Raw genomic sequence first — 18,541 nt, forward strand, 5'->3', positions numbered from 1 at the left:
CTCCTTGCCGTCGCGGCCTTATGCCTTCAGGTCGGTCTTGGGCACACCGTTGGCCTTGATGACCTGCGCCCACATGGCGGATTCGTCGGCGATGACCTTGTCCAGATCGGCGGACGACGTGAACTCCACGGCCACGCCCTGCTCCGCGAATTGCTGGACCAGGCTGGGATCGCGCGTGCCTTCGCGCACGGCGTGCTCCAGCGTCTTCACGACGTCGGCGGGCATGGCGGCGGGGCCGGAGATCATCATGCGGGTGTAGAGCTCGAAGTCGTCGACGCCCGCTTCCTTCATCGTCGGCACATCGGGCAGGCTGGACAGCCGCTTGTCCGCAGTGACGGCCAGCACTTTCAATTTGCCGGACTTGATGTTGGGCAGCGCCGAGGTCGGGAAGTCGAACGTGCTTTGCACGGTGCCCGCCATCAGGTCCAACAGCGCCGGACCGCTGCCCTTGTAGGGCACGTCCTGGAATTGCGTGCCGGTCTTCGACTGGAAATGCAGCAGCGCGAGATGATTGATGACGCCGCGGCCGGCATGCGCGCAGGTGATGTCGTTGGGCTTTTTCTTGGCCAGGTCAATGAACTCCTGCACGGTGTTCACGCCCAGGTCGGGATGCACGATCAGCAGCATGGGCGATTTGCCCATGGATCCCAATTGCTTGAAGTCCGATGGCTGGTACGGCAGATTGTTGTAAAGCAAGGGGTTGAGAATCATGCCGTTGGTGCCGGCAAAGCCCAGCGTGTAGCCGTCGGGCTCGGCGCGCGCCACTGCGACGGTGGCGATGATGGCCTGCCCGCCGGGGCGGTTTTCAACGACGACGTTCTGCTTGAGGGTCTTGCCCATGCGGTCGGCCAGCGCGCGCGCGGCAATGTCGGTCAGCCCGCCGGGCGCAAAGCCCACCAGCAGACGCACGGGACGCGTCGGAAAGGCGTTCTGCTGGGCCCAGGCCGGGCGCGAGATCAACGGCAAGGCGGCAAGCGCGCCCAGGGCATGACGGCGGGTGAATCGCATACGGCTCTCCAGACAAAGGCAAAGGCCAACGCGCGGCCGACGGGGGCCGCGAGGCAAGACAATGAAAAGGGGAAGGACGTACAGGCCGCCGCCGATCGGCGACGGTCACAATGATCGTATGTTGTATGCAATACAACCGACGGGCTATCTAGGGATATCCCGGTAACATCCTGGGTGATGGACGCGATAAGGGGCCCGATGCGGGACCCGATGCCGAACCCGATGCGGGGACTTGATGTGGGCCGAGTCGCGGCCCAATCCAGGCCCAATCAAGGCCCGCCGATCAGGCCTTCGTCATCAGCTTTTTCCACCCTTCCAGCCCGAGCTTGTTCATCGTGTCGATGTTCTTCTCGTAGATCTCGGCGGCATCCGGGAACGACTCCACCGCGCGGTCGATGCTGTCTTCGCGCAGCAGATGCAGGATGGGATACGGCGAGCGGTTGGTGTAGTTCTCGATGTCGTCCGGCTGCGTGTCGGCGAACTGGAATTGCGGGTGGAAGGTGGCCACCTGCAACTCACCCACCAGACGCATGCGCTTGAGCAGACGGTCGGACAGGTCTTCGAAGTCGTTGAACTCCATGAAGTCGTCCAGCGCGTCGGGGATGATGAGCAGCGTGGTGTCGATCTTGTCGGGATCGGTTTCAGCCAGCAGCGCCAGCTCGTCCTGCAGGTCGGTCAGCACGCCCTCGGCGTCGGTGGCGTCGCTGACGGCAAAGCGGATCTGGTCCTTGACCTGCACCGCCTTGGCGAAGGGACAGAGGTTCAGGCCGATCACCGCCTGGTTCAGCCAGTGGCGGGTTTCTGCGACCACATTGGCATAGGCATCGGAAGTGGAAATCATGGAATCAGTCCTGGAAATAGAAAGAGCGCAAGGCCGAAGGCCCCGCGCTCTGCGTGGCACGCGTGCAGGTCAAGCGGCCGGCATGGCGGCCATGGTCTGAGCCACGGCGGCGGTGAGCTTCTTGCCGTACGGCACGTGCAGGAATTCGTTGGGGCCGTGCGCGTTGGACTTGGGACCCAGCACGCCGCACACCATGAACTGCGCCTGCGGGAAGCCCTTTTGCAGGATGCTCATCAGCGGAATCGTGCCGCCCTGGCCGATGTAGCCGCAGGGTGCGCCGTAGTACTGCTGCGAAGCGGCGTCCAGGGCCTGCGTCAGCCACGGCACGGTGGCGGGCGCATTCCAGCCGGTGGCGGCGCCTTCGTTGGCCTTGAAGATGACCTTGGCGTTGTAGGGCGCGTCGGCTTCGAGCAGTTCCTTGATTTCCTGCGAGGCGGCCACCGCGTCCACCAGCGGCGGCAGGCGCAGCGACAGCTTGAAGGCGGTGCGCGGGCGCAGCACGTTGCCCGCGCTGGACAGCGGCGGCAGGCCTTCGGCGCCGGTCACCGACAGCGTCGGGCGCCACGTGCGGTTCAGCAGCGCCTGTTCGGGTTCAGTGGTCATGGGCAGCACGAAGCCGCCGTCGGCGCCGCAGCTCCAGGGGAAACGGCGCCACACTTCGTCGCCCAGGATGCGCGCGGTGGCGCTGACCTGTTCGATGCGTTCGGCGGGGATTTCGCAGTGCAGGCTTTGCGGCAGCAGACGGCCGGTGCCGCTGTCTTCCAGGCGGTCCAGCAGGTGGCGCAGAATGCGGAACGAGGACGGGACGACGCCGCTGGAGTCGCCGGAATGGACGCCTTCGTCCAGGACCTGGACTTCCAGCGTGCCGGACACCATGCCGCGCAGCGACGTGGTCATCCAGAGCTGGTCGTAGTTGCCGGCGCCGGAATCCAGGCACACCACCAGGGCCACGTTGCCCAGGCGGTCGCGCAGCGCGTCGACGTACGGCAGCAGGTCGTAGCTGCCGGATTCTTCACAGGTCTCGACGATGCCAACGCAGCGCGGACGCGGGATGCCCTGCTTGTCCAGCGCCATGATGGCGGTCAGCGAAGCGTACACGGCGTAGCCGTCGTCGGCGCCGCCGCGGCCGTAGAGCTTGCCGTCTTCGTACTTGGGCGTCCACGGACCGAGTCCGGCTCGCCAGCCCGAGAATTCAGGTTGCTTGTCCAGGTGGCCGTAGAGCAACACGGTGTCGCCGTTGTCGCTGCGGGTGGCGGGCGCGTCAAAGAAGATGACGGGCGTGCGGCCCGGCAGGCGCACCACTTCCAGCTTCAGGCCCGAGACCTTCTGCGCTTCGACCCACTGCGCCGCATCGCGCACCACGCGCTCGATGAACGCGTTCTTTTCCCAGTCGGCGTCAAACGCCGGGCTCTTGGCGGGAATGGCGATGTAGTCGGTCAGCGCGGGGATGATCTCGTTGTCCCACTTGTCGTCCACGAAGTCCTGGAGGGCTTTGGGATCAAGGGTGGGCGGCAATGCGTCTTCGGGGATGCGTGCGTTCATGGCGCTGGCTTCCTGTGTGCGGGAAAGGGGCAAATCGCTATTTTATGCCTGCGCGGGCAAACGGCGTTATTTGGCTGCGTATGCCTCGATGCGGCTCCACACCTCGCGGGCCAGGGGCTTGGTGTTGCCGACCGACTGGTACAGGCGGATTTCCATATGGATGTCGTTGCGGGCGCCGTCGGCGCGGACCAGTCGGCCGTCACGCAGGTCGGGTTCGACGAGCGTGTGCGGCAGCCAGGCCAGGCCGAAACCCTGGCGCGCCATGGCGTGCAGCGCGTCGGCCAGGTCGGACTCGTAGGTGGTTTGCAGCAGCGGCACCTCGCACAGGCCGCGCAGTTTGTCGTGCAGGATGCGGCCCAGCGACATGCTGTCGGCGTAGGCCAGGAAAGGCACGGGCGGGTCGGACGCCAGTTTGGGCACCGCGTACCGGGGGTGACGGCCGCCGGGCGCCACGGGCGCGCTCACGGCCACCAGCTTGTCGGCGCCCACGCGCCGGCAACGGTAATTGGGATTGTCGATCTTGGCGTACAGCGGTTCGTGGGCATGGCACAAAAGGAAATCGACCTCGCCATCCCCCAGCATATCCACGCCGTAATTCAGCGTCGTGGTGATCACCCTCAACTGAAACGCGGGCAGGCTGCGCTGCACGCCGGCCATCAGCCCCGGCAGCACCGAGTGCGCCAGCGTCTTGCCTGACGCGATGGTGATCTTGCGGGCGCGTTCCTGTTCGGGCTTCTGCAGCGCTTCGCGCGTCTCGTGCAGGATGTCCAGCACGTCGATGGCGGCGGCCAGCACGCTACGGCCCGCGGCGTTCAGCGTGGACACCTGGTGGCCGCGTTCGACCAGCGGCACACCCGCCCAATCCTCAAGCGCCTTGATGCGGCGCCCGAACGCCGGGTGCGTCACGTTGCGCGACTCCGCGGCCTGAAACAGGTTGCGCGACTTCGACAGCGCGACGAAGTCTTCCAGCCATTTGATGTCCATGCGTCTTCTCCTGCCCCGCCCCATGTCTGTCCGGGGCTGGATGCGTGTTGGCCAGCGGCTCATCGGCTGTGCCTTTTCGGCACAACAGGTGCGCATTTTGCACAAGACAGAAACACCTTGCAACTAATATCCCCGCATCCACTCCTGGAAAACCCTATGTCCGACATCCCTGTCCAGCTCAAGTCCATCCGCAGCCATTACCTGGGCGGCGTCGAAGTCGTGGCCGGCGGACTGCCGATGCAGCAGCAAAAGGTGGTCGGCAATGCGTCGCCCCGGCTCATCGACATGAACGGCGGCTACAGCGTCGGCCAGTTGTATGTCCAGGAGTACCGCCTCGCCCAGCCGACGCGGCCTTACCCCGTCCTGCTATGGCATGGCGGCGGCATGACCGGCGCGCAATGGGAAAGCACGCCGGATGGCCGCGACGGTTGGTTGTGGCGCCTGCTGCAGGCCGGCTACGACGTCTTCGTGTCCGACGCGCCGGAACGCGGCCGCGCCTCGTGGGCGATGTTTCCCGAGGTCTACGATTCGGCCCCCATCTTCCGATCCAAGGAAGAAGCGTGGCGGCTGTTCCGCATCGGCCCGGCCTCGGGCTATGCGCCGGCAGGCGAACCGCGCCAGGCGTATCCGGACCAGCAGTTTCCCGTCGAGGCGTTTGACACGTTTTCAAAGCAGTTCGTCCCGCGCTGGCTGACGCACGGCGACATGGCGCTGGACGCCTATCGCGCGCTGCTCGACTTCGTGGGCCCTTGCATCCTGGTCGGCCACAGCCAGGGCGGCGGCTTTGTCACGCAGCTCGCGCAGGAATATGCCGCGACCGTGCGCGCCGTCGTGGCCGTTGAACCCACCGGCACTCCGGCCCAGGCCTCCTGTCAGTTGCCCCCGCAACTGCTGGTCTGGGGCGATCACTTCACCGCGGACGACACCTGGCAGCGCTATCGCGCCCAGACGGACGCCTATTGGAACGCCCTGCGCGCGGCCGGACAACGCGCCGACGTGCTGGACCTGCCCGCTGCCGGCATCGCCGGCAATTCGCACTTCTGCATGCTGGATCGCAACAGCGACCACATTGCCGGATTGATCGTCGATTGGCTCGATCGCAGCCTCGACTAACCTTCTCGTGGAGATACAGATGACCCTGAAGAAAACCACCATCGCCCTGGCGCTCCTGACCGGCGCCACGCTGGCGGCCGGCGCTTCGGCCCAGCAGTCCGACTACCCGAGCAAGCCCATCCGCATGATCGTGCCGTTCGCCCCGGGCGGCACCGCCGACATCATCGGCCGCGTCTTCGCCGCGCAACTGGGCACCGAACTCGGCGTCACGGTGGTGGTCGAGAACAAGGCCGGCGCAGGCGGTTCGATCGGCACGCGCTACGTCGCCGACGCCGCACCCGACGGCTACACCATCCTGCTGGCCTCCTCCAGCACCCACGGCACGAACCCCGCCGTCTACAAGAACCTGACGTACGACGCATCGCAGGATTTCACGGCCATCACGCAACTGGTCACCGTGCCCGGCGTGCTGAGCGTCACCAAGGACTTCCCCGCCGCCGACCTGAACGCGCTGATCGCGCAGTCGAAGGCCAATCCGGACAAGTACACGTACGCGTCGTCCGGCGCGGGCGGCCTGGGTAACCTGGCGATGGAACTGATGAAGTCGATGACGGGTTCGCACCTGATGCACATCGCCTACCGCGGCGCGGGCCCCGCTTTCACCGACGTGATCAGCGGCCAGGTGTCGATGATCTGGGAACCGGTGCCGGCCTCGCTGCCCTACATCAAGAGCGGCCAGATCCGCCCGATCGCCATCGCCGCCGACGTGCGTTCGCCGGAACTGCCCGACACGCCGACCTTCAAGGAAGCCGGCCTGACGCGCTATGAAGCCAACGCGTGGAACGGCCTGCTGGCCCCGAAGAACCTGCCGGAAGCCGTGAAGACCAAGCTGCACGACGCCTCGGTCAAGGCGCTGAACACGCCGGAAGTGAAGGCCAAGATGGCCAGCCTGGGCGGCACCGTGGTCGCCGGTTCGTCCGACGCCTTCCAGCAAGTGATCGCCAGCGACGTGAAGAAGTGGAAGAACGTCGCCAACGACGCCAAGATCCAACTCGACCAGTAATGCAAAAGGCCCCGGCGCGTCATGCGTCGGGGCCTTGCGTGGTACATGCAAGCCGGCCTTCGGGGCCGGCTTTTTATTGGCGCGTAACTTTGGCCGGCGGAATCAGGCGCCAATGAGGGCCGGTTCAGCGCCGCGGTTGTCCAGCGCGGGAGCTTCAGCGTCGATCACCCGGCCGGATTGCAGCTTGAACACCGCAACCGCGTCGCGCAGGCGCTGGGCCTGCGTTTCCAGCGATGCCGCCGAGGCCGCGGCCTCTTCGACCAGCGCCGCGTTCTGCTGCGTCACGCTGTCCATCTGCGACACGGCCTGGTTCACCTGCTCGATGCCCTGCGACTGCTCCTCGGACGCGCTGGAGATCTCGTTGATGATGTCCGCCACGCGGCGCACCGACGTCACGATCTCCTGCATGGTGGCGCCGGCGGCCTCCACCTGGTCGGAACCCACCGAGACCTTCTGCACGGAGTCGTCGATCAGGCCCTTGATCTCCTTCGCTGCGGCGGCGCTGCGCTGCGCCAGCGCACGCACTTCGCTGGCCACCACCGCGAAACCCTTGCCCTGCTCGCCCGCGCGCGCGGCTTCGACCGCGGCGTTCAGCGCCAGGATGTTGGTCTGGAAGGCAATGCCGTCGATCACGCCGACGATGTCGGAGATGCGATGCGAGCTGTCGGCAATGCCGCGCATTGTGCCGACCACGTCGCCGACCGCCTGGCCGCCGCGCGTGGCGACTTCCGATGCCGCCATCGCCAGTTGCGCCGCGCTGCGCGAGCTGTCGGCGTTGTTCTTCACGGTGGAGGACAGTTCGTCCATGCTGGCGGCGGTTTCTTCCAGCGACGCGGCCTGCTGCTCGGTGCGCGAGGACAGGTCGATGTTGCCCGCGGCGATTTCGCGCGAACCGGTGTGGATCTCTTCCACGCCCAGGCGGACGGCCGACACCGTGCGCGCCAGGCTGTCCTGCATGCGCTTGACGGCGCCGTACAGAACGCCGATCTCGTTGTTGCCGCGCTGCTCGATGCGGTTGGTCAGGTCGCCGCTGGCGATGCGGTCGAACAGGCGCCCGGCTTCATGCAACGGACGGAAGACGGCGCGGCCGAAGACCACATACAGGCCCACGACCAGCGCGGCCACCACGACCAGCAGACAGATCAGGAAGACGATCGCGGTATTGATGCGCGCGGCGGAGTCGCGCGCAACGCGCTGGCCGACTTCGTCGGCGAAGTCCACGTATTGCTGGTTGGCCTGGGTGAACTTGGTGCCGAGCGGGCTGACCTTTTCCTGATTGATGCGGCCGGCCTCCTTGGCGTCGCCGGCGCGAATGGCGGCAATCATCGGGCCGATGGCCTCGCGCACGTAGACGTCGTAGGCGGCCAGCGCGGCCTCGAACAGAGGCTTGCCCTGCGGCGACGTTTCCGGCAGCTTGCGCGCGGCTTCGATCTGACCGGTGGCCTTGGTGACGTAGCTGTCCATGCGCTGCATGTTGCTGGCCGTCGTGTCCAGGCTCTTGCCTTCGAGCAGCGCGCTATGCGCCGCCAGCAGCACCACGCGGGCGCGCAGCAGGTCCGACGCCGCATCGTCCAGCGAATTGGCGCGGACCAGGTTGGTGTCCAGCATCACCTCGATCGAGGTGCGGTTGGAGGTCAGTTGCTGGTAGACCGCGATGCCGGTCACCAGAAAGAGTGCAAAGAAGACGGCCAAGGCGGTCGTCAGGATTGCGCGGATACTTAAATTCTTGAACATTGAAAGCCACTCCGGGGGTTGCGTAACGCTTTCCCCTTAACGGCGCAATGCAATGAAAAGTTAAATATTTCACCGGGTTACATGCGTTGAGCGGACCGCGTGGCGGACAGCTTGTGCGCCTGCCGCCAGCGCTCCCCTTCGGCCTCGGAATCATCGCCGCCGCGGCAAGGCCGTCAACGCAAAACCGCCGCGGACGTGCCGCGGCGGTTTCGGTGGCCAGGGGTTCGGGGCTTAGCCCGAAACGCTTACTTCAGCCAGGCGCGCGCGTTGCGGAAGATGCGCATCCACGGGCTGAACGCACCGCCCGAGTCCGCATTGCCCCACTTCTCGGGCGCCCACGACATCATGACGTTGCGGGTCACGCGTTCCGGGTGCGGCATCATCACCGTGAAGCGGCCGTCGGCCGTGGTGACCGAGGTCAGGCCGCCCGGGCTGCCGTTCGGGTTGAACGGATAGGCTTCGGTGGCTTGGCCATAGTTGTCGATGAAGCGCGCGCCGGCCAGCACGCGGCTGGCGTCGCCCTGCTGCGAGAAGTCGGCAAAGCCTTCACCGTGGGCCACGGCGACCGGCACGCGGGCGCCTTCCATGCCGGCAAAGAAGATGGACGGCGACTTGGCGATTTCCACCATCGACAGACGGGCTTCGTACTTTTCGGACTGGTTGCGCGTGAAGCGCGGCCAGTGCTCGGCGCCCGGGATCATGGGCGCCAGCGCGGCCATCATCTGGCAGCCGTTGCACACACCCAGCGCGAAGGTATCGGGACGCGCGAAGTATGCGGCGAACTGATCCGACAGCTTGCTATTGAAGCGGATGGTGCGCGCCCAGCCTTCGCCGGCGCCCAGCACGTCGCCGTAGCTGAAGCCGCCGACGGCGACCAGGCCCTGCATCTGGGCCAGGTCCAGGCGACCGGACAGGAGGTCGGTCATGTGGACGTCGATGGCCTCGAAGCCCGAGGTATCGAAGGCCCAGGCCATTTCGACCTGGCTGTTGCAGCCCTGCTCGCGCAGGATGGCCACGCGCGGACGCTTGCCGGTATTGATGAACGGCGCGGCCACGTCCTCTTGCGGGTCGAAGGCCACGGTCGGGCTCATGCCCGGATCCTTGGTGTCGTTCCAGACGTCCAGTTCAGCCTGGGCGCACGCGGGGTTGTCGCGGCGCGCCATGATGCGGTGCGAGACTTCGGACCACGCGCGGCCCAGATCGGCGCGCGGCTGGCCCCAGACCTTGCGGCCGTCGCGGTAGAACTCGACTTCGTCGGCGCCGTTCAGGCCGCCGATGACGTGCGAGTGGGCCGACAGGCCGGCGCCGCGCAGGACCTGCATGACGGCGTCGCGCTGCGAAGCCGGCACCTGGATGACGGCGCCCGCTTCTTCCGAGAACAGGGCCTTCAGCGTCAGTTCGTCGCGCTGCACGGCGACCTGTTCCGGACGGATCTTGTAGTCGCCCCAATCGGCCGACTGTGGATCGAAGGTCAGCATGTCCAGGTTGACCGAGATGCCGGTGCGGCCGGCGAAGGCCATTTCAACCAGCGTGGCGAACAGGCCGCCATCGGAACGGTCGTGATAGGACAGGATGGTGCCGGCTTCGGCCAGCGTGCGGATGGTGACGAAGAAGGCGCGCAGGTCTTGCGGCGCGTCGATGTCCGGCACGGTCTGGCCGACCTGGTTGTAGGTCTGCGCCAGAATCGAGCCGCCCATGCGGTGACGGCCGCGGCCCAGGTCGATCAGGATCAGGACGCTGTCGCCGGCGTCGGTGCGCAGTTGCGGCGTCAGGCTGGCGCGGACATCAGCAACGGGTGCGAACGCCGTGATGATCAGCGACACGGGCGCGACGACCTGGCGCTGCTCGCCGTCCTGTTCCCAGGAGGTCTTCATGGACAGCGAGTCCTTGCCGACCGGGATGGACAGGCCGGTGGCCTGGCACAGCTCGCTGACGGCGGACACGGTGTCGTACAGCGCGGCGTCTTGCCCGGCCACGCCGCAGGCGGCCATCCAGTTGGCCGACAGCTTGATGTCTTCAAGGCGCGCGACGTCGGCCGCGGCCAGGTTGGTCAGGGCTTCGGCCACGGCCATGCGGCCCGAGGCCGGGGCGTCCAGCATGGCGATGGGGGTGCGTTCGCCCATCGACATGGCTTCACCGCGGAAACCTTCGTAGTCGGCCAGCGTGACGGCGCAGTCGGCGACAGGCACTTGCCACGGACCGACCATCTGGTCGCGGCTGGACAGACCGCCGACAGTGCGGTCGCCGATGGTGATGAGGAACGACTTGTTGGCCACGGTGGGGTGGCGCAGCACGCGATAGGCGGCTTCGGTCAGGTCGATGCCGGCCAGGTCCAGCGGCTCGGACACGCCGGGCAGGCGGGTGACGTCGCGCGTCATGCGCGGCGGCTTGCCCAGAATGACGTCGATGGGCACGTCCACGGGGCGCACTTCGGCGTCGCCTTGCGGGCGGATCGTGTCCAGGCCGGGCAGGCCTTCGCCGTCCACCACGCGCAGCTGGCGCTCTTCGGTGGCCACGCCCACCACCGCGTACGGGCAGCGTTCGCGGCGGGCGATGGCGTCAAAGCGTTCGAGGTCTTGCGGGAGGATCGACAGGACGTAGCGTTCCTGCGATTCGTTGCTCCAGATTTCGGCGGGCGACAGGCCCGATTCTTCGAGAGGCACGCGCTTCAGGTCAAAGATGGCGCCGCGGCCGGCGTCGTTGACCAGTTCCGGGAATGCGTTGGACAGGCCGCCTGCGCCCACGTCGTGGATCGCGATGATGGGGTTGTTTTCGGACTGTTGCCAGCAGCGGTCGATGACCTCTTGCGCGCGGCGTTCGATTTCGGGGTTGCCGCGCTGGACGGAGTCGAAGTCCAGTTCAGCCGAGTTGCTGCCCATGCTGATGCTGGAGGCGGCGCCGCCGCCCATGCCGATGCGGAAGCCCGGGCCGCCCAATTGGATCAGCAGCGCGCCGGGGGGAATTACATCCTTGTGCGTGAGGCCGGCGTCGATGCTTCCCAGGCCGCCCGCGATCATGATGGGCTTGTGATAGCCCCAACGCGTGCCGCCGGCGGTCTGCTCGAACGAGCGGAAGTAGCCCAGCAGGTTGGGACGGCCGAATTCGTTGTTGAACGCGGCGCCGCCGATGGGGCCGTCGATCATGATGGACAGCGGCGAAGCGATGCGATCGGGCAGGCCGTGGTGATCGGCTTCCCAGGGTTGCAGTGCGTCGTCAAAGCGCAGGTGCGACACGGTGAAGCCCGTGAGGCCCGCCTTGGGCTTGGAGCCGCGGCCGGTGGCGCCTTCGTCGCGGATTTCGCCGCCGTTGCCGGTGGACGCACCGGGGAACGGGGCGATGGCGGTCGGGTGGTTGTGCGTTTCCACCTTCATGAGCGTATGCACGGTGGTGTCGCGGCGGATGTACTTGGCGCTGTCGGCGCCCTGGCCTGCCAGGCCCGGCACGCCGGCCTGGAAGCGCTGCGCAGGGCCGCCTTCCATGATGGCGGCGTTGTCCGAGTAGGCGACGACAGTGCCTTGCGGCTGCGCCTTGTGCGTGGCGCGGATCATGCCGAACAGCGTGTTGGGCAGCGACTGGCCGTCGATGACCCATTCGGCGTTGAAGATCTTGTGGCGGCAGTGTTCGCTGTTGGCCTGCGCGAACATCATCAGCTCGACGTCGGTGGGATCGCGGCCCAGGTCGGTGAAGGACTTGGCCAGGTATTCGATCTCGTCGTCGGACAGGGCCAGGCCCAGCGTGGTGTTGGCTTCGACCAGCGCATCGGCGCCGCGCGTCTGGACGTCGACCGTGCGCATGGGCTTGCCGGCCAGCGGCTGGAACAGCGCCTGGCCGTCGAAGCTGGCGTCCACCACGGTTTCGGTCATGCGGTCGTGCAGGCAGTCGGCCGCGCGAGCCAGCATGGCTTCGTCGAGCGACTTGGCGCCGAGCAGGCCGCGTTCGGGCGTAATGACATAGCGCACGCCGCGTTCAATGCGATGCACCGACGACAGGCCGCAGTTGTGGGCGATGTCGGTGGCCTTGCTGGCCCAGGGGGAGATCGTGCCGAGGCGCGGGATGACCAGCAGGGACACGCTCTTGGCGGGCGCGTCACCCGTGGCGGGCGTGCCGTAGTCGAGCAGTTGCGACAGTTGCTGCTGCTGTTCGGCCGTCAGGGCCGCGTCGGTGCTGACGAAGTGCTCGTAGCGGGCGGATATGTCGGCCACCGGCAGGCCGGCTTCCTTCAATTGCGCCAGAAGGCGATCACGTCGAAAGGAGGACAGGACGGAGGAACCAGGCAGATGCTGAACTAGGGACACGATGCGGGCGCCGTATAAAGAGGGGTGCAAAGCAGGGATTTTACCCGTTTAAGGGGTTTTCCCGGAGCCGAAGTTCGCGACGGGTTCCAGCGGTCCGATTTGGCCATTGTTACAAAAGAATTCCGCACACCGCGCACTGGCATGGTGCAAAGCAATATCGCCGATGCTACGGGACGGAAGGCGGCCCTTTTGCCCTCCCGGCGGCGTTCCCGCCCCGCCACGTTGATGCGGCGCAGCATGTTGCTTCGACCCCGCATTGCGGGAAAACACGAAGACCTGGCCCGGCAGCGCAACGGTAGGATGCAGCGACCCTTCCAACAAGAAAAGCGCCTTTCCGCGCCCGCTGGCCGCTGCCTCACATGTCCCGCCCCGAAGCCCCCGCCGAGCCCGTAGAACCGATCATCCCCGTAGAAGCAGATCCCGCCGTGAAGGTGCCGCTGGCCGTCGAGGACTGGCTGGCCGTGATCCTGCTGGCGACGTTGGCCATCATCACTTTCCTGAATGTGCTGGTGCGCTACTTCACCGATCAGTCTTTCGCCTGGACGGAAGAAATCTCCGTGTTCCTCCTGATCGTGCTGACGATGGCAGGCGGCAGCGTGGCGTTCGTGCGCAATCATCACATCCGCATCGAGATCCTGGCGGACTCGGGCTCGCCGCGCCGCCAGCGCATCATGGCACTGATCTCGAACAGCTGCGTGCTGGGATTCTTCGTGCTGCTGACCGTGCTGTCGGTCAAGCTGGTGTATGACGAATACATCTACGAGGAGACCTCGCCGGCCATCGGCGTGCCGACCTGGTGGTATTCGATCTGGCTGCCGGTCATGGCCGCCGCGATTTCGCTGCGCACGCTCGGCACGTTGCGCCGCCTCGTGCGCGCGCCGGGCCAGGAAGCCCAGCGATGATCGCCGCCATCCTCTTTACCGTCTTCATCGTCCTGATGATCATCGGCGTGCCGGTTGGCGTCGCGCTGGGCATTGGCGGCACGGTGGCGATCGTGCTGACCAACCTGGATACGCCCTGGTATGGCCTGCTGACGGTGCCGCAGAACTTCTATGCCGGGCTGGCCAAATATCCCCTGCTGGCGATTCCGATGTTCGTGCTGGTGGGCTCCATCTTCGACCGCTCGGGCGTGGCCAAGCGGCTGGTGGACTTTGCGATCGCCATCGTCGGACGCGGTCCGGGCATGCTGCCGCTGGTGTCGATTGCGGTGGCGATGTTTCTGGGCGGCATCTCGGGCTCGGGACCAGCCTGCGCCGCGGCCGTGGGCGCGGTGATGATCACCGCAATGTCGCGCGCCGGCTATCCGGGATCGTTCTCGGCGTCCGTGGTGGCCGCCGGCGCCGCCACCGACATCCTGATCCCGCCGTCCGTGGCCTTCATCATCTATTCCGTGCTGGTGCCGGGCGCATCGGTGCCCGCGCTGTTTGCGGCCGGCATGATCCCGGGCATCCTGGCTGGCTTTGCGCTGATCATTCCGGCCGTGTGGCTGAGCCGCAAGTACAAGATGGGCGCGCTGGAAGCGCACCTGCCCCGCCCGCCGTTCTGGAAGAGCCTGCGCGAGGCGTCGTGGGGCCTGGCCGCGCCGGTGCTGATTTTGGGCGGCATGCGGATGGGCTGGTTCACGCCGACCGAGGCTGCCGTCGTCGCGGTGTTCTATGGCCTGTTCGTGGGCGGCTTCATCCACCGCACCATCAAGTTCCGCGACCTGTACAAAATCCTGCGCGAAGCCGCCGAGCTGTCCGCCGTGATCATGCTGGTGGTGACGCTGGCCGGGATCTTTGCGTGGGCCCTGTCGACGCTGAGCGTGATCGACCCGATCACGCATGCCATCGTCAATTCTGGCCTGGGTGAATGGGGCGTGCTGGCGCTGCTGATCCTGCTGCTGATGACCGTGGGCATGTTCCTGGACGGCATCTCGATCTTTCTGATTTTCGTGCCGCTGCTCATGCCGATCGCCAATGCCTACGGCTGGGATCCGGTGTGGTTTGGCGTGATTCTGACTTTGAAGGTGGCGCTGGGCCAGTTCACCCCGCCGCTGGCCGTGAACCTGATGGTGTCATGCCGCATCGCGCGCGTGCCGATGGAATCGACCGTGCGCTGGGTGGTGTGGCTGCTGGGCGCGATGTTCATGGTGCTGGTCGCGGTGCTGGTGTTTCCCGAACTGGCGCTGTGGCTGCCGCGCAAGCTGGGTTATTGAGAGAGGCTGGACGGGGCCGGCCCGGCAAGGGTTCTCGGCCATGGATGACAACAACAGAAAGACTCGCAGAGAGAGGAGACGCAACATGAAATTCCGCAACCTGATCGGCGCGGCGCTGTGCGCGGCAGCCGTGGTGGGCATGTCGCCCGCGCATGCGCAGAACTACAAGCCCGAGTACAAGCTCTCCATCGTCGTGGGCACCACGTTCCCGTGGGGCCAGGGCGCCGAGATCTGGTCGAACCTGGTGCGCGAGCGCACCGAAGGCCGCATCAACATCAAGGTCTACCCCGGCACCTCGCTGGTCCAGGGCGATCAGACCCGCGAGTTCACCGCCATCCGCCAGGGCGTGATCGACATGGCCGTGGGATCGACCATCAATTGGTCGCCGCAGGTCAAGCAGTTGAACCTGTTCTCCCTGCCCTTCCTGATGCCCGACTACGCCGCCATCGACGCGCTGGTGCAGGGCGACGTGGGCAAGGACATGTTCAAGCTCATCGAGAAGGCCGGCGTGGTGCCGCTGGCCTGGGGCGAGAACGGCTACCGCCAGGTCAGCAACTCCAAGCGCGAGATCAAGCGGCCCGAGGACATGAAGGGCATGAAGCTGCGCGTGGTGGGATCGCCGCTATACATCGACACGTTCACCGCGCTGGGCGCCAATCCCACGCAGATGAGCTGGGCGGACGCGCAACCCGCGCTGGCCAGCGGCGCGGTCGACGGCCAGGAGAATCCGCTGTCGATCTACACAGGCTCCAAGCTCTACACCGTGGGTCAGAAGTACCTGACTCTGTGGAACTACGTGGCCGATCCGCTGATCTTCGTGGTCAACCGCGAAGTCTGGAATTCCTGGTCGGAAAAGGATCGCGACATCGTGCGTCAGGCCGCGCTGGACGCCGGCAAGCAGCAGATCGTGATCGCGCGCAAGGGCGTCACGCCCGAAGACCCGTCGCTGCTCAAGGAAATCGCCGGCCACGGCGTGACGGTGACGACGCTGTCGCAGGCCGATCACGACGCGTTCGTGAAGGCCACCAAGCCGGTCTATGAAAAGTGGAAGAAGCAGATCGGCGAGGACCTGGTCAACAAGGCCGAAAAGTCGATCGCAGAACGCAAGAAGTAACCCGCAAGAAGCAAACCGCGAAAGTTTCGCAGCAAGCCCCAGGGGAACCGGCGGCGCAAGCCGCCAACCGAGGCAGGGACGCTAGAATCCCGCCCACCAAACGGGCGCCGGCCACAACCGGCGCCCGTTATCTTTTTGGGCGTCTGACTTCCCTATTCCGGATAGCTGACTTCTAGGATATCCAGCTCATCGATGCCAGCCGGCGTGCGCAGCACCACCGTGTCGCCTTCCCGCGCCTTGATCAGCGCCCGCGCCACCGGCGAGATCCAGCTGATCTTGCCGGCCAGGGGCTCGGCCTCGTCCACGCCGACGATGGTGACGGTGTGTTCCTCGCCGGCCTTGTCCACGTAGACCACCGTGGCGCCGAAAAAGGCCTGGTCGCGGTTGGGTTGGGCCTTGGGGTCCACGACCTCGGCGATGTCCAGGCGCTTGGTCAGAAAGCGCATGCGGCGGTCGATCTCGCGCAGGCGCTTCTTGCCGTAAAGGTAGTCGCCGTTTTCCGAGCGGTCGCCGTTGGACGCGGCCCACGACACCACCTGCACGACGGCCGGACGTTCCACATTCATAAGCTGGGTCAGCTCGCCGCGCAGGCGCTCGTAACCCTCGGGCGTCATGTAGTTCTTGGTGCCGGCCGGCAACGCTTGGGCCTGCGGCAGATCGTCGTCGTCCTCGTGGTCGGACTCTTTAACAAAGGCTTTATTCATGGCGGTTGCATCGCGATGGCGCGATCACTGTCGAAGCTTTCGGAATGAGCGGCGCGGGCCGCCCGCGTCAGAACCAGTCGTGCCAGACCGGCTTCAGGTCGGATGGCAGCGGCGGCAGTTGGCCCAGGTCCATCCGGCTTTCCTTGGGACTGTGGAAGTCCGAGCCGCGCGAGGCCAGAAAGCCGTAGCGGCGCGCCACCTCGGCATACTGGCGGGCTTCTTCCACGGTGTGGCTGCCCGTGTTGACCTCGATGCCCACGCCACCCAATTGCAGAAATTCGTCGAACAGCGCGGCAAACTGCAGGGGCGTGTACTTGTAGCGGCCCGGGTGGGCGATGACGGCCTGGCCGCCCGCACCGCGGATCCAGCCCACGGCGTCGGCCAGCGTGGCCCATTGCATGGGCACATGGCCGGGGCAGTCGTCGCCCAGATGCTTGTTGAAAACGGTTTGCACGTCGGGGCAATAACCGGCTTGCACCAGGTATCGCGCAAAGTGCGTGCGGCTGATCAGTTCGGGATTGCCGGCAAACGGCAGCGCGCCTTCGTAGGCGCCGGGCATGCCCATGTCTGCCAGGCGGTCGCCGATGCGCTTGGCGCGGGCCGCGCGTCCCGAGCGGGTCTTGCGCAGGCCTTCGACCAGCGCCGCGTTCGTGGGATCAAAGCGCAGGCCGACGATATGCACGGTCAGGCCGGCCCACGTGACGGAGACTTCGACGCCGGTGGCAAAGCGCATGCCCAGCTCTTCTGCCGCGGCGGAAGCTTCGGCGATGCCGCCCACTTCGTCGTGATCGGTCAGTGCCCAGACATCGACGCCATTGGCGAACGCCCGCTGCGCCACGTCCCGGGGCGCAAGCGCGCCGTCCGAAACGGTGGAATGGCAATGCAGGTCGATGTTCAGGGTGGGCGATTTCATGCGGCTATTGTAGAGAAGGCCCGGCGGCACGCCTAGCGCGGTGCCGTCCCCACATTGCCGCCTGGCCGTTCAGGCCAGCAGGAATTCCGCCACCGGGTTCACCTGATCGTCCGCGATCAGCGTGGGCGCGTGTCCCACGCCCGCCACCTCAAGCGCCTGTGCACGCGGATTGCGCTGGCGCATTTCTTCGACGGTGGCGCGCGTCAGCAGATCGGACAGTTCGCCGCGCACAATCAGGATCGGGCAGTCCAGCGCGTCATACGACCGCCACAGGATCTGCTCGCCCGCCGCCAGTTCTTCGGGCGTCTGGGCCGCCAGCGCCTGGGCGATGGCCAGGTCGTAGTGCTTGACCCACTTGTCGCCCTGCTGCGGGTACAGGTATTTGGCCAGTTCTGCCCATTGGGCGTCGGTATGCGGACCGAAGGTTTCCGAATTGGCGCGCATCGTCGCCACGGCCTCTTCGAAGGTGGCGAATTCACCAGGCGCGCCCACGTACTGGCCGATGCGCGACAGGGCGCCGTTTTCCAGACGCGGGCCCACGTCGTTGAGCACCAGTTTGTCCAGGCGCAGCCCCTGGTCAGGCGGCAGCATGCCGGCATGCGGGCGCATTGCCAGCATGGCCTTGGCGAACGCGGCGGCGCCTGACAACGCCATGCCGATCAACCCGCCCATCGACGTGCCGACCCACGACAGGCTGGCCGGGCGCAGGCGCGCGATGAGCGTCACCATGTCGGACACGTACTGGGGCACGGTGTAGAACGCCGGATTGACCAGCCAATCCGACCGGCCGCGGCCGATCACGTCGGGGCAGACCACGCGGTACGTGCCCGCCAGCCGGCGCGCCAGTGCGTCGAAGTCGCGCCCGCTGCGGGTCAGACCGTGCACGCAGAGCAGCACGCGGTCATTGGCGGGATCGCCCCATTCCCAATAGGCCATGCGGTGCAGGCCCGCCGGGCTGGCGCACGTGACGAATTCCAAACGGGGTTCCAGGCTGGCATCCACTTCGATAGGCTCCACGATCGGCGCGCGCCGGCACGGCTGCGCCACTTTGGCCGCTATCTTATCGGTTATGCAACGCCGGTGCGGCCTGCTC

Annotated in this window: 14 protein-coding genes; 5 read left to right on the forward strand and 9 right to left on the reverse strand. The window is 66.3% G+C overall.

What is annotated here, in order from left to right; all coding sequences use genetic code 11:
* Window positions 1-18: 18 nt before the first annotated feature.
* The 4 genes from B2W22_RS08180 to B2W22_RS08195 all read right to left on the reverse strand — a co-directional run bounded on the left by B2W22_RS08180 (window position 19) and on the right by B2W22_RS08195 (window position 4,375).
* The gene (locus B2W22_RS08180; protein ID WP_175136183.1) at window positions 19-1,008 is read right to left on the reverse strand and encodes a Bug family tripartite tricarboxylate transporter substrate binding protein; all 990 of its coding nucleotides are present in this window, start codon (window positions 1,006-1,008) and stop codon (window positions 19-21) included.
* Between the two features lie 283 nt (window positions 1,009-1,291).
* Window positions 1,292-1,849, reverse strand: coding sequence for a DUF1415 domain-containing protein (locus tag B2W22_RS08185; protein ID WP_175121149.1), 558 nt, complete (start codon window positions 1,847-1,849; stop codon window positions 1,292-1,294).
* Between the two features lie 69 nt (window positions 1,850-1,918).
* The gene (locus B2W22_RS08190) at window positions 1,919-3,391 is read right to left on the reverse strand and encodes a M20 family metallopeptidase (protein WP_062841085.1); all 1,473 of its coding nucleotides are present in this window, start codon (window positions 3,389-3,391) and stop codon (window positions 1,919-1,921) included.
* A gap of 66 nt (window positions 3,392-3,457) precedes the next feature.
* Complete coding sequence (locus B2W22_RS08195) at window positions 3,458-4,375, reverse strand: LysR family transcriptional regulator (RefSeq protein WP_286937149.1); 918 nt, start codon at window positions 4,373-4,375, stop codon at window positions 3,458-3,460.
* Window positions 4,376-4,531: 156 nt separating this feature from the next.
* Here B2W22_RS08195 and B2W22_RS08200 point away from each other — a divergent pair, with 156 nt between their 5' ends.
* Window positions 4,532-5,488, forward strand: a complete 957-nt coding sequence (locus B2W22_RS08200) for an alpha/beta fold hydrolase (RefSeq protein ID WP_286937150.1) — start codon at window positions 4,532-4,534, stop codon at window positions 5,486-5,488.
* Window positions 5,489-5,507: 19 nt separating this feature from the next.
* Entirely contained in the window at window positions 5,508-6,491 is a 984-nt protein-coding gene (locus tag B2W22_RS08205) for a Bug family tripartite tricarboxylate transporter substrate binding protein (protein ID WP_175121146.1), read from the forward strand.
* Between the two features lie 102 nt (window positions 6,492-6,593).
* Here B2W22_RS08205 and B2W22_RS08210 read toward each other — a convergent pair whose 3' ends face one another.
* Both B2W22_RS08210 and purL read right to left on the reverse strand, forming a co-directional pair.
* Window positions 6,594-8,225, reverse strand: coding sequence for a methyl-accepting chemotaxis protein (locus B2W22_RS08210; protein WP_175121145.1), 1,632 nt, complete (start codon window positions 8,223-8,225; stop codon window positions 6,594-6,596).
* A gap of 245 nt (window positions 8,226-8,470) precedes the next feature.
* The gene (purL, locus tag B2W22_RS08215) at window positions 8,471-12,520 is read right to left on the reverse strand and encodes a phosphoribosylformylglycinamidine synthase (protein ID WP_286937151.1); all 4,050 of its coding nucleotides are present in this window, start codon (window positions 12,518-12,520) and stop codon (window positions 8,471-8,473) included.
* Between the two features lie 359 nt (window positions 12,521-12,879).
* On the opposite strand from purL, the gene B2W22_RS08220 reads away from it, so the two are divergent.
* The 3 genes from B2W22_RS08220 (at window position 12,880) to B2W22_RS08230 (ending at window position 15,831) form a co-directional block, all read left to right on the forward strand.
* Window positions 12,880-13,422 carry a TRAP transporter small permease gene (locus tag B2W22_RS08220; protein ID WP_175121143.1) on the forward strand — a complete coding sequence of 181 codons (543 nt, stop codon included), beginning with the start codon at window positions 12,880-12,882 and terminating at the stop codon, window positions 13,420-13,422.
* A complete protein-coding gene (locus B2W22_RS08225; RefSeq protein ID WP_056562218.1) occupies window positions 13,419-14,717 on the forward strand; it encodes a TRAP transporter large permease in 1,299 nt (432 codons plus the stop codon). Before B2W22_RS08220 ends, B2W22_RS08225 begins: the two co-directional genes overlap by 4 nt.
* 85 nt (window positions 14,718-14,802) lie before the next feature.
* On the forward strand, window positions 14,803-15,831 hold the full coding sequence (locus B2W22_RS08230; protein ID WP_286937152.1) for a DctP family TRAP transporter solute-binding subunit: 1,029 nt from the start codon (window positions 14,803-14,805) through the stop codon (window positions 15,829-15,831).
* A 152-nt stretch (window positions 15,832-15,983) separates the two neighbouring features.
* Here B2W22_RS08230 and greB read toward each other — a convergent pair whose 3' ends face one another.
* The 3 genes from greB to B2W22_RS08245 all read right to left on the reverse strand — a co-directional run bounded on the left by greB (window position 15,984) and on the right by B2W22_RS08245 (window position 18,450).
* Window positions 15,984-16,535 (reverse strand): transcription elongation factor GreB, encoded by a 552-nt coding sequence (greB, locus tag B2W22_RS08235; RefSeq protein ID WP_056319052.1) that lies wholly within the window; start codon window positions 16,533-16,535, stop codon window positions 15,984-15,986.
* Between the two features lie 67 nt (window positions 16,536-16,602).
* Window positions 16,603-17,448: a 3',5'-nucleoside bisphosphate phosphatase gene (locus B2W22_RS08240; RefSeq protein WP_175121140.1), complete on the reverse strand. Its 846-nt coding sequence runs from the start codon at window positions 17,446-17,448 to the stop codon at window positions 16,603-16,605.
* A gap of 69 nt (window positions 17,449-17,517) precedes the next feature.
* Complete coding sequence (locus B2W22_RS08245; RefSeq protein WP_414631950.1) at window positions 17,518-18,450, reverse strand: alpha/beta fold hydrolase; 933 nt, start codon at window positions 18,448-18,450, stop codon at window positions 17,518-17,520.
* Window positions 18,451-18,541 lie beyond the last annotated feature (91 nt).

The sequence above is a fragment of the Achromobacter sp. UBA4530 genome, from assembly GCF_002388205.1.
GTDB lineage: Bacteria > Pseudomonadota > Gammaproteobacteria > Burkholderiales > Burkholderiaceae_B > Achromobacter > Achromobacter animicus.

Bases quoted from the DNA above. Each gene is read 5' to 3' on its own strand.
- B2W22_RS08220 (WP_175121143.1), top strand. From the start codon at position 12,880: ATGTCCCGCCCCGAAGCCCCCGCCGAGCCCGTAGAACCGATCATCCCC.
- B2W22_RS08225 (WP_056562218.1), top strand. From the start codon at position 13,419: ATGATCGCCGCCATCCTCTTTACCGTCTTCATCGTCCTGATGATCATC.
- B2W22_RS08210 (WP_175121145.1), bottom strand. From the start codon at position 8,225: ATGTTCAAGAATTTAAGTATCCGCGCAATCCTGACGACCGCCTTGGCC.
- B2W22_RS08185 (WP_175121149.1), bottom strand. From the start codon at position 1,849: ATGATTTCCACTTCCGATGCCTATGCCAATGTGGTCGCAGAAACCCGC.
- B2W22_RS08240 (WP_175121140.1), bottom strand. From the start codon at position 17,448: ATGAAATCGCCCACCCTGAACATCGACCTGCATTGCCATTCCACCGTT.
- B2W22_RS08200 (WP_286937150.1), top strand. From the start codon at position 4,532: ATGTCCGACATCCCTGTCCAGCTCAAGTCCATCCGCAGCCATTACCTG.
- greB (WP_056319052.1), bottom strand. From the start codon at position 16,535: ATGAATAAAGCCTTTGTTAAAGAGTCCGACCACGAGGACGACGACGAT.
- B2W22_RS08230 (WP_286937152.1), top strand. From the start codon at position 14,803: ATGAAATTCCGCAACCTGATCGGCGCGGCGCTGTGCGCGGCAGCCGTG.
- B2W22_RS08190 (WP_062841085.1), bottom strand. From the start codon at position 3,391: ATGAACGCACGCATCCCCGAAGACGCATTGCCGCCCACCCTTGATCCC.
- B2W22_RS08205 (WP_175121146.1), top strand. From the start codon at position 5,508: ATGACCCTGAAGAAAACCACCATCGCCCTGGCGCTCCTGACCGGCGCC.
- B2W22_RS08180 (WP_175136183.1), bottom strand. From the start codon at position 1,008: ATGCGATTCACCCGCCGTCATGCCCTGGGCGCGCTTGCCGCCTTGCCG.
- B2W22_RS08195 (WP_286937149.1), bottom strand. From the start codon at position 4,375: ATGGACATCAAATGGCTGGAAGACTTCGTCGCGCTGTCGAAGTCGCGC.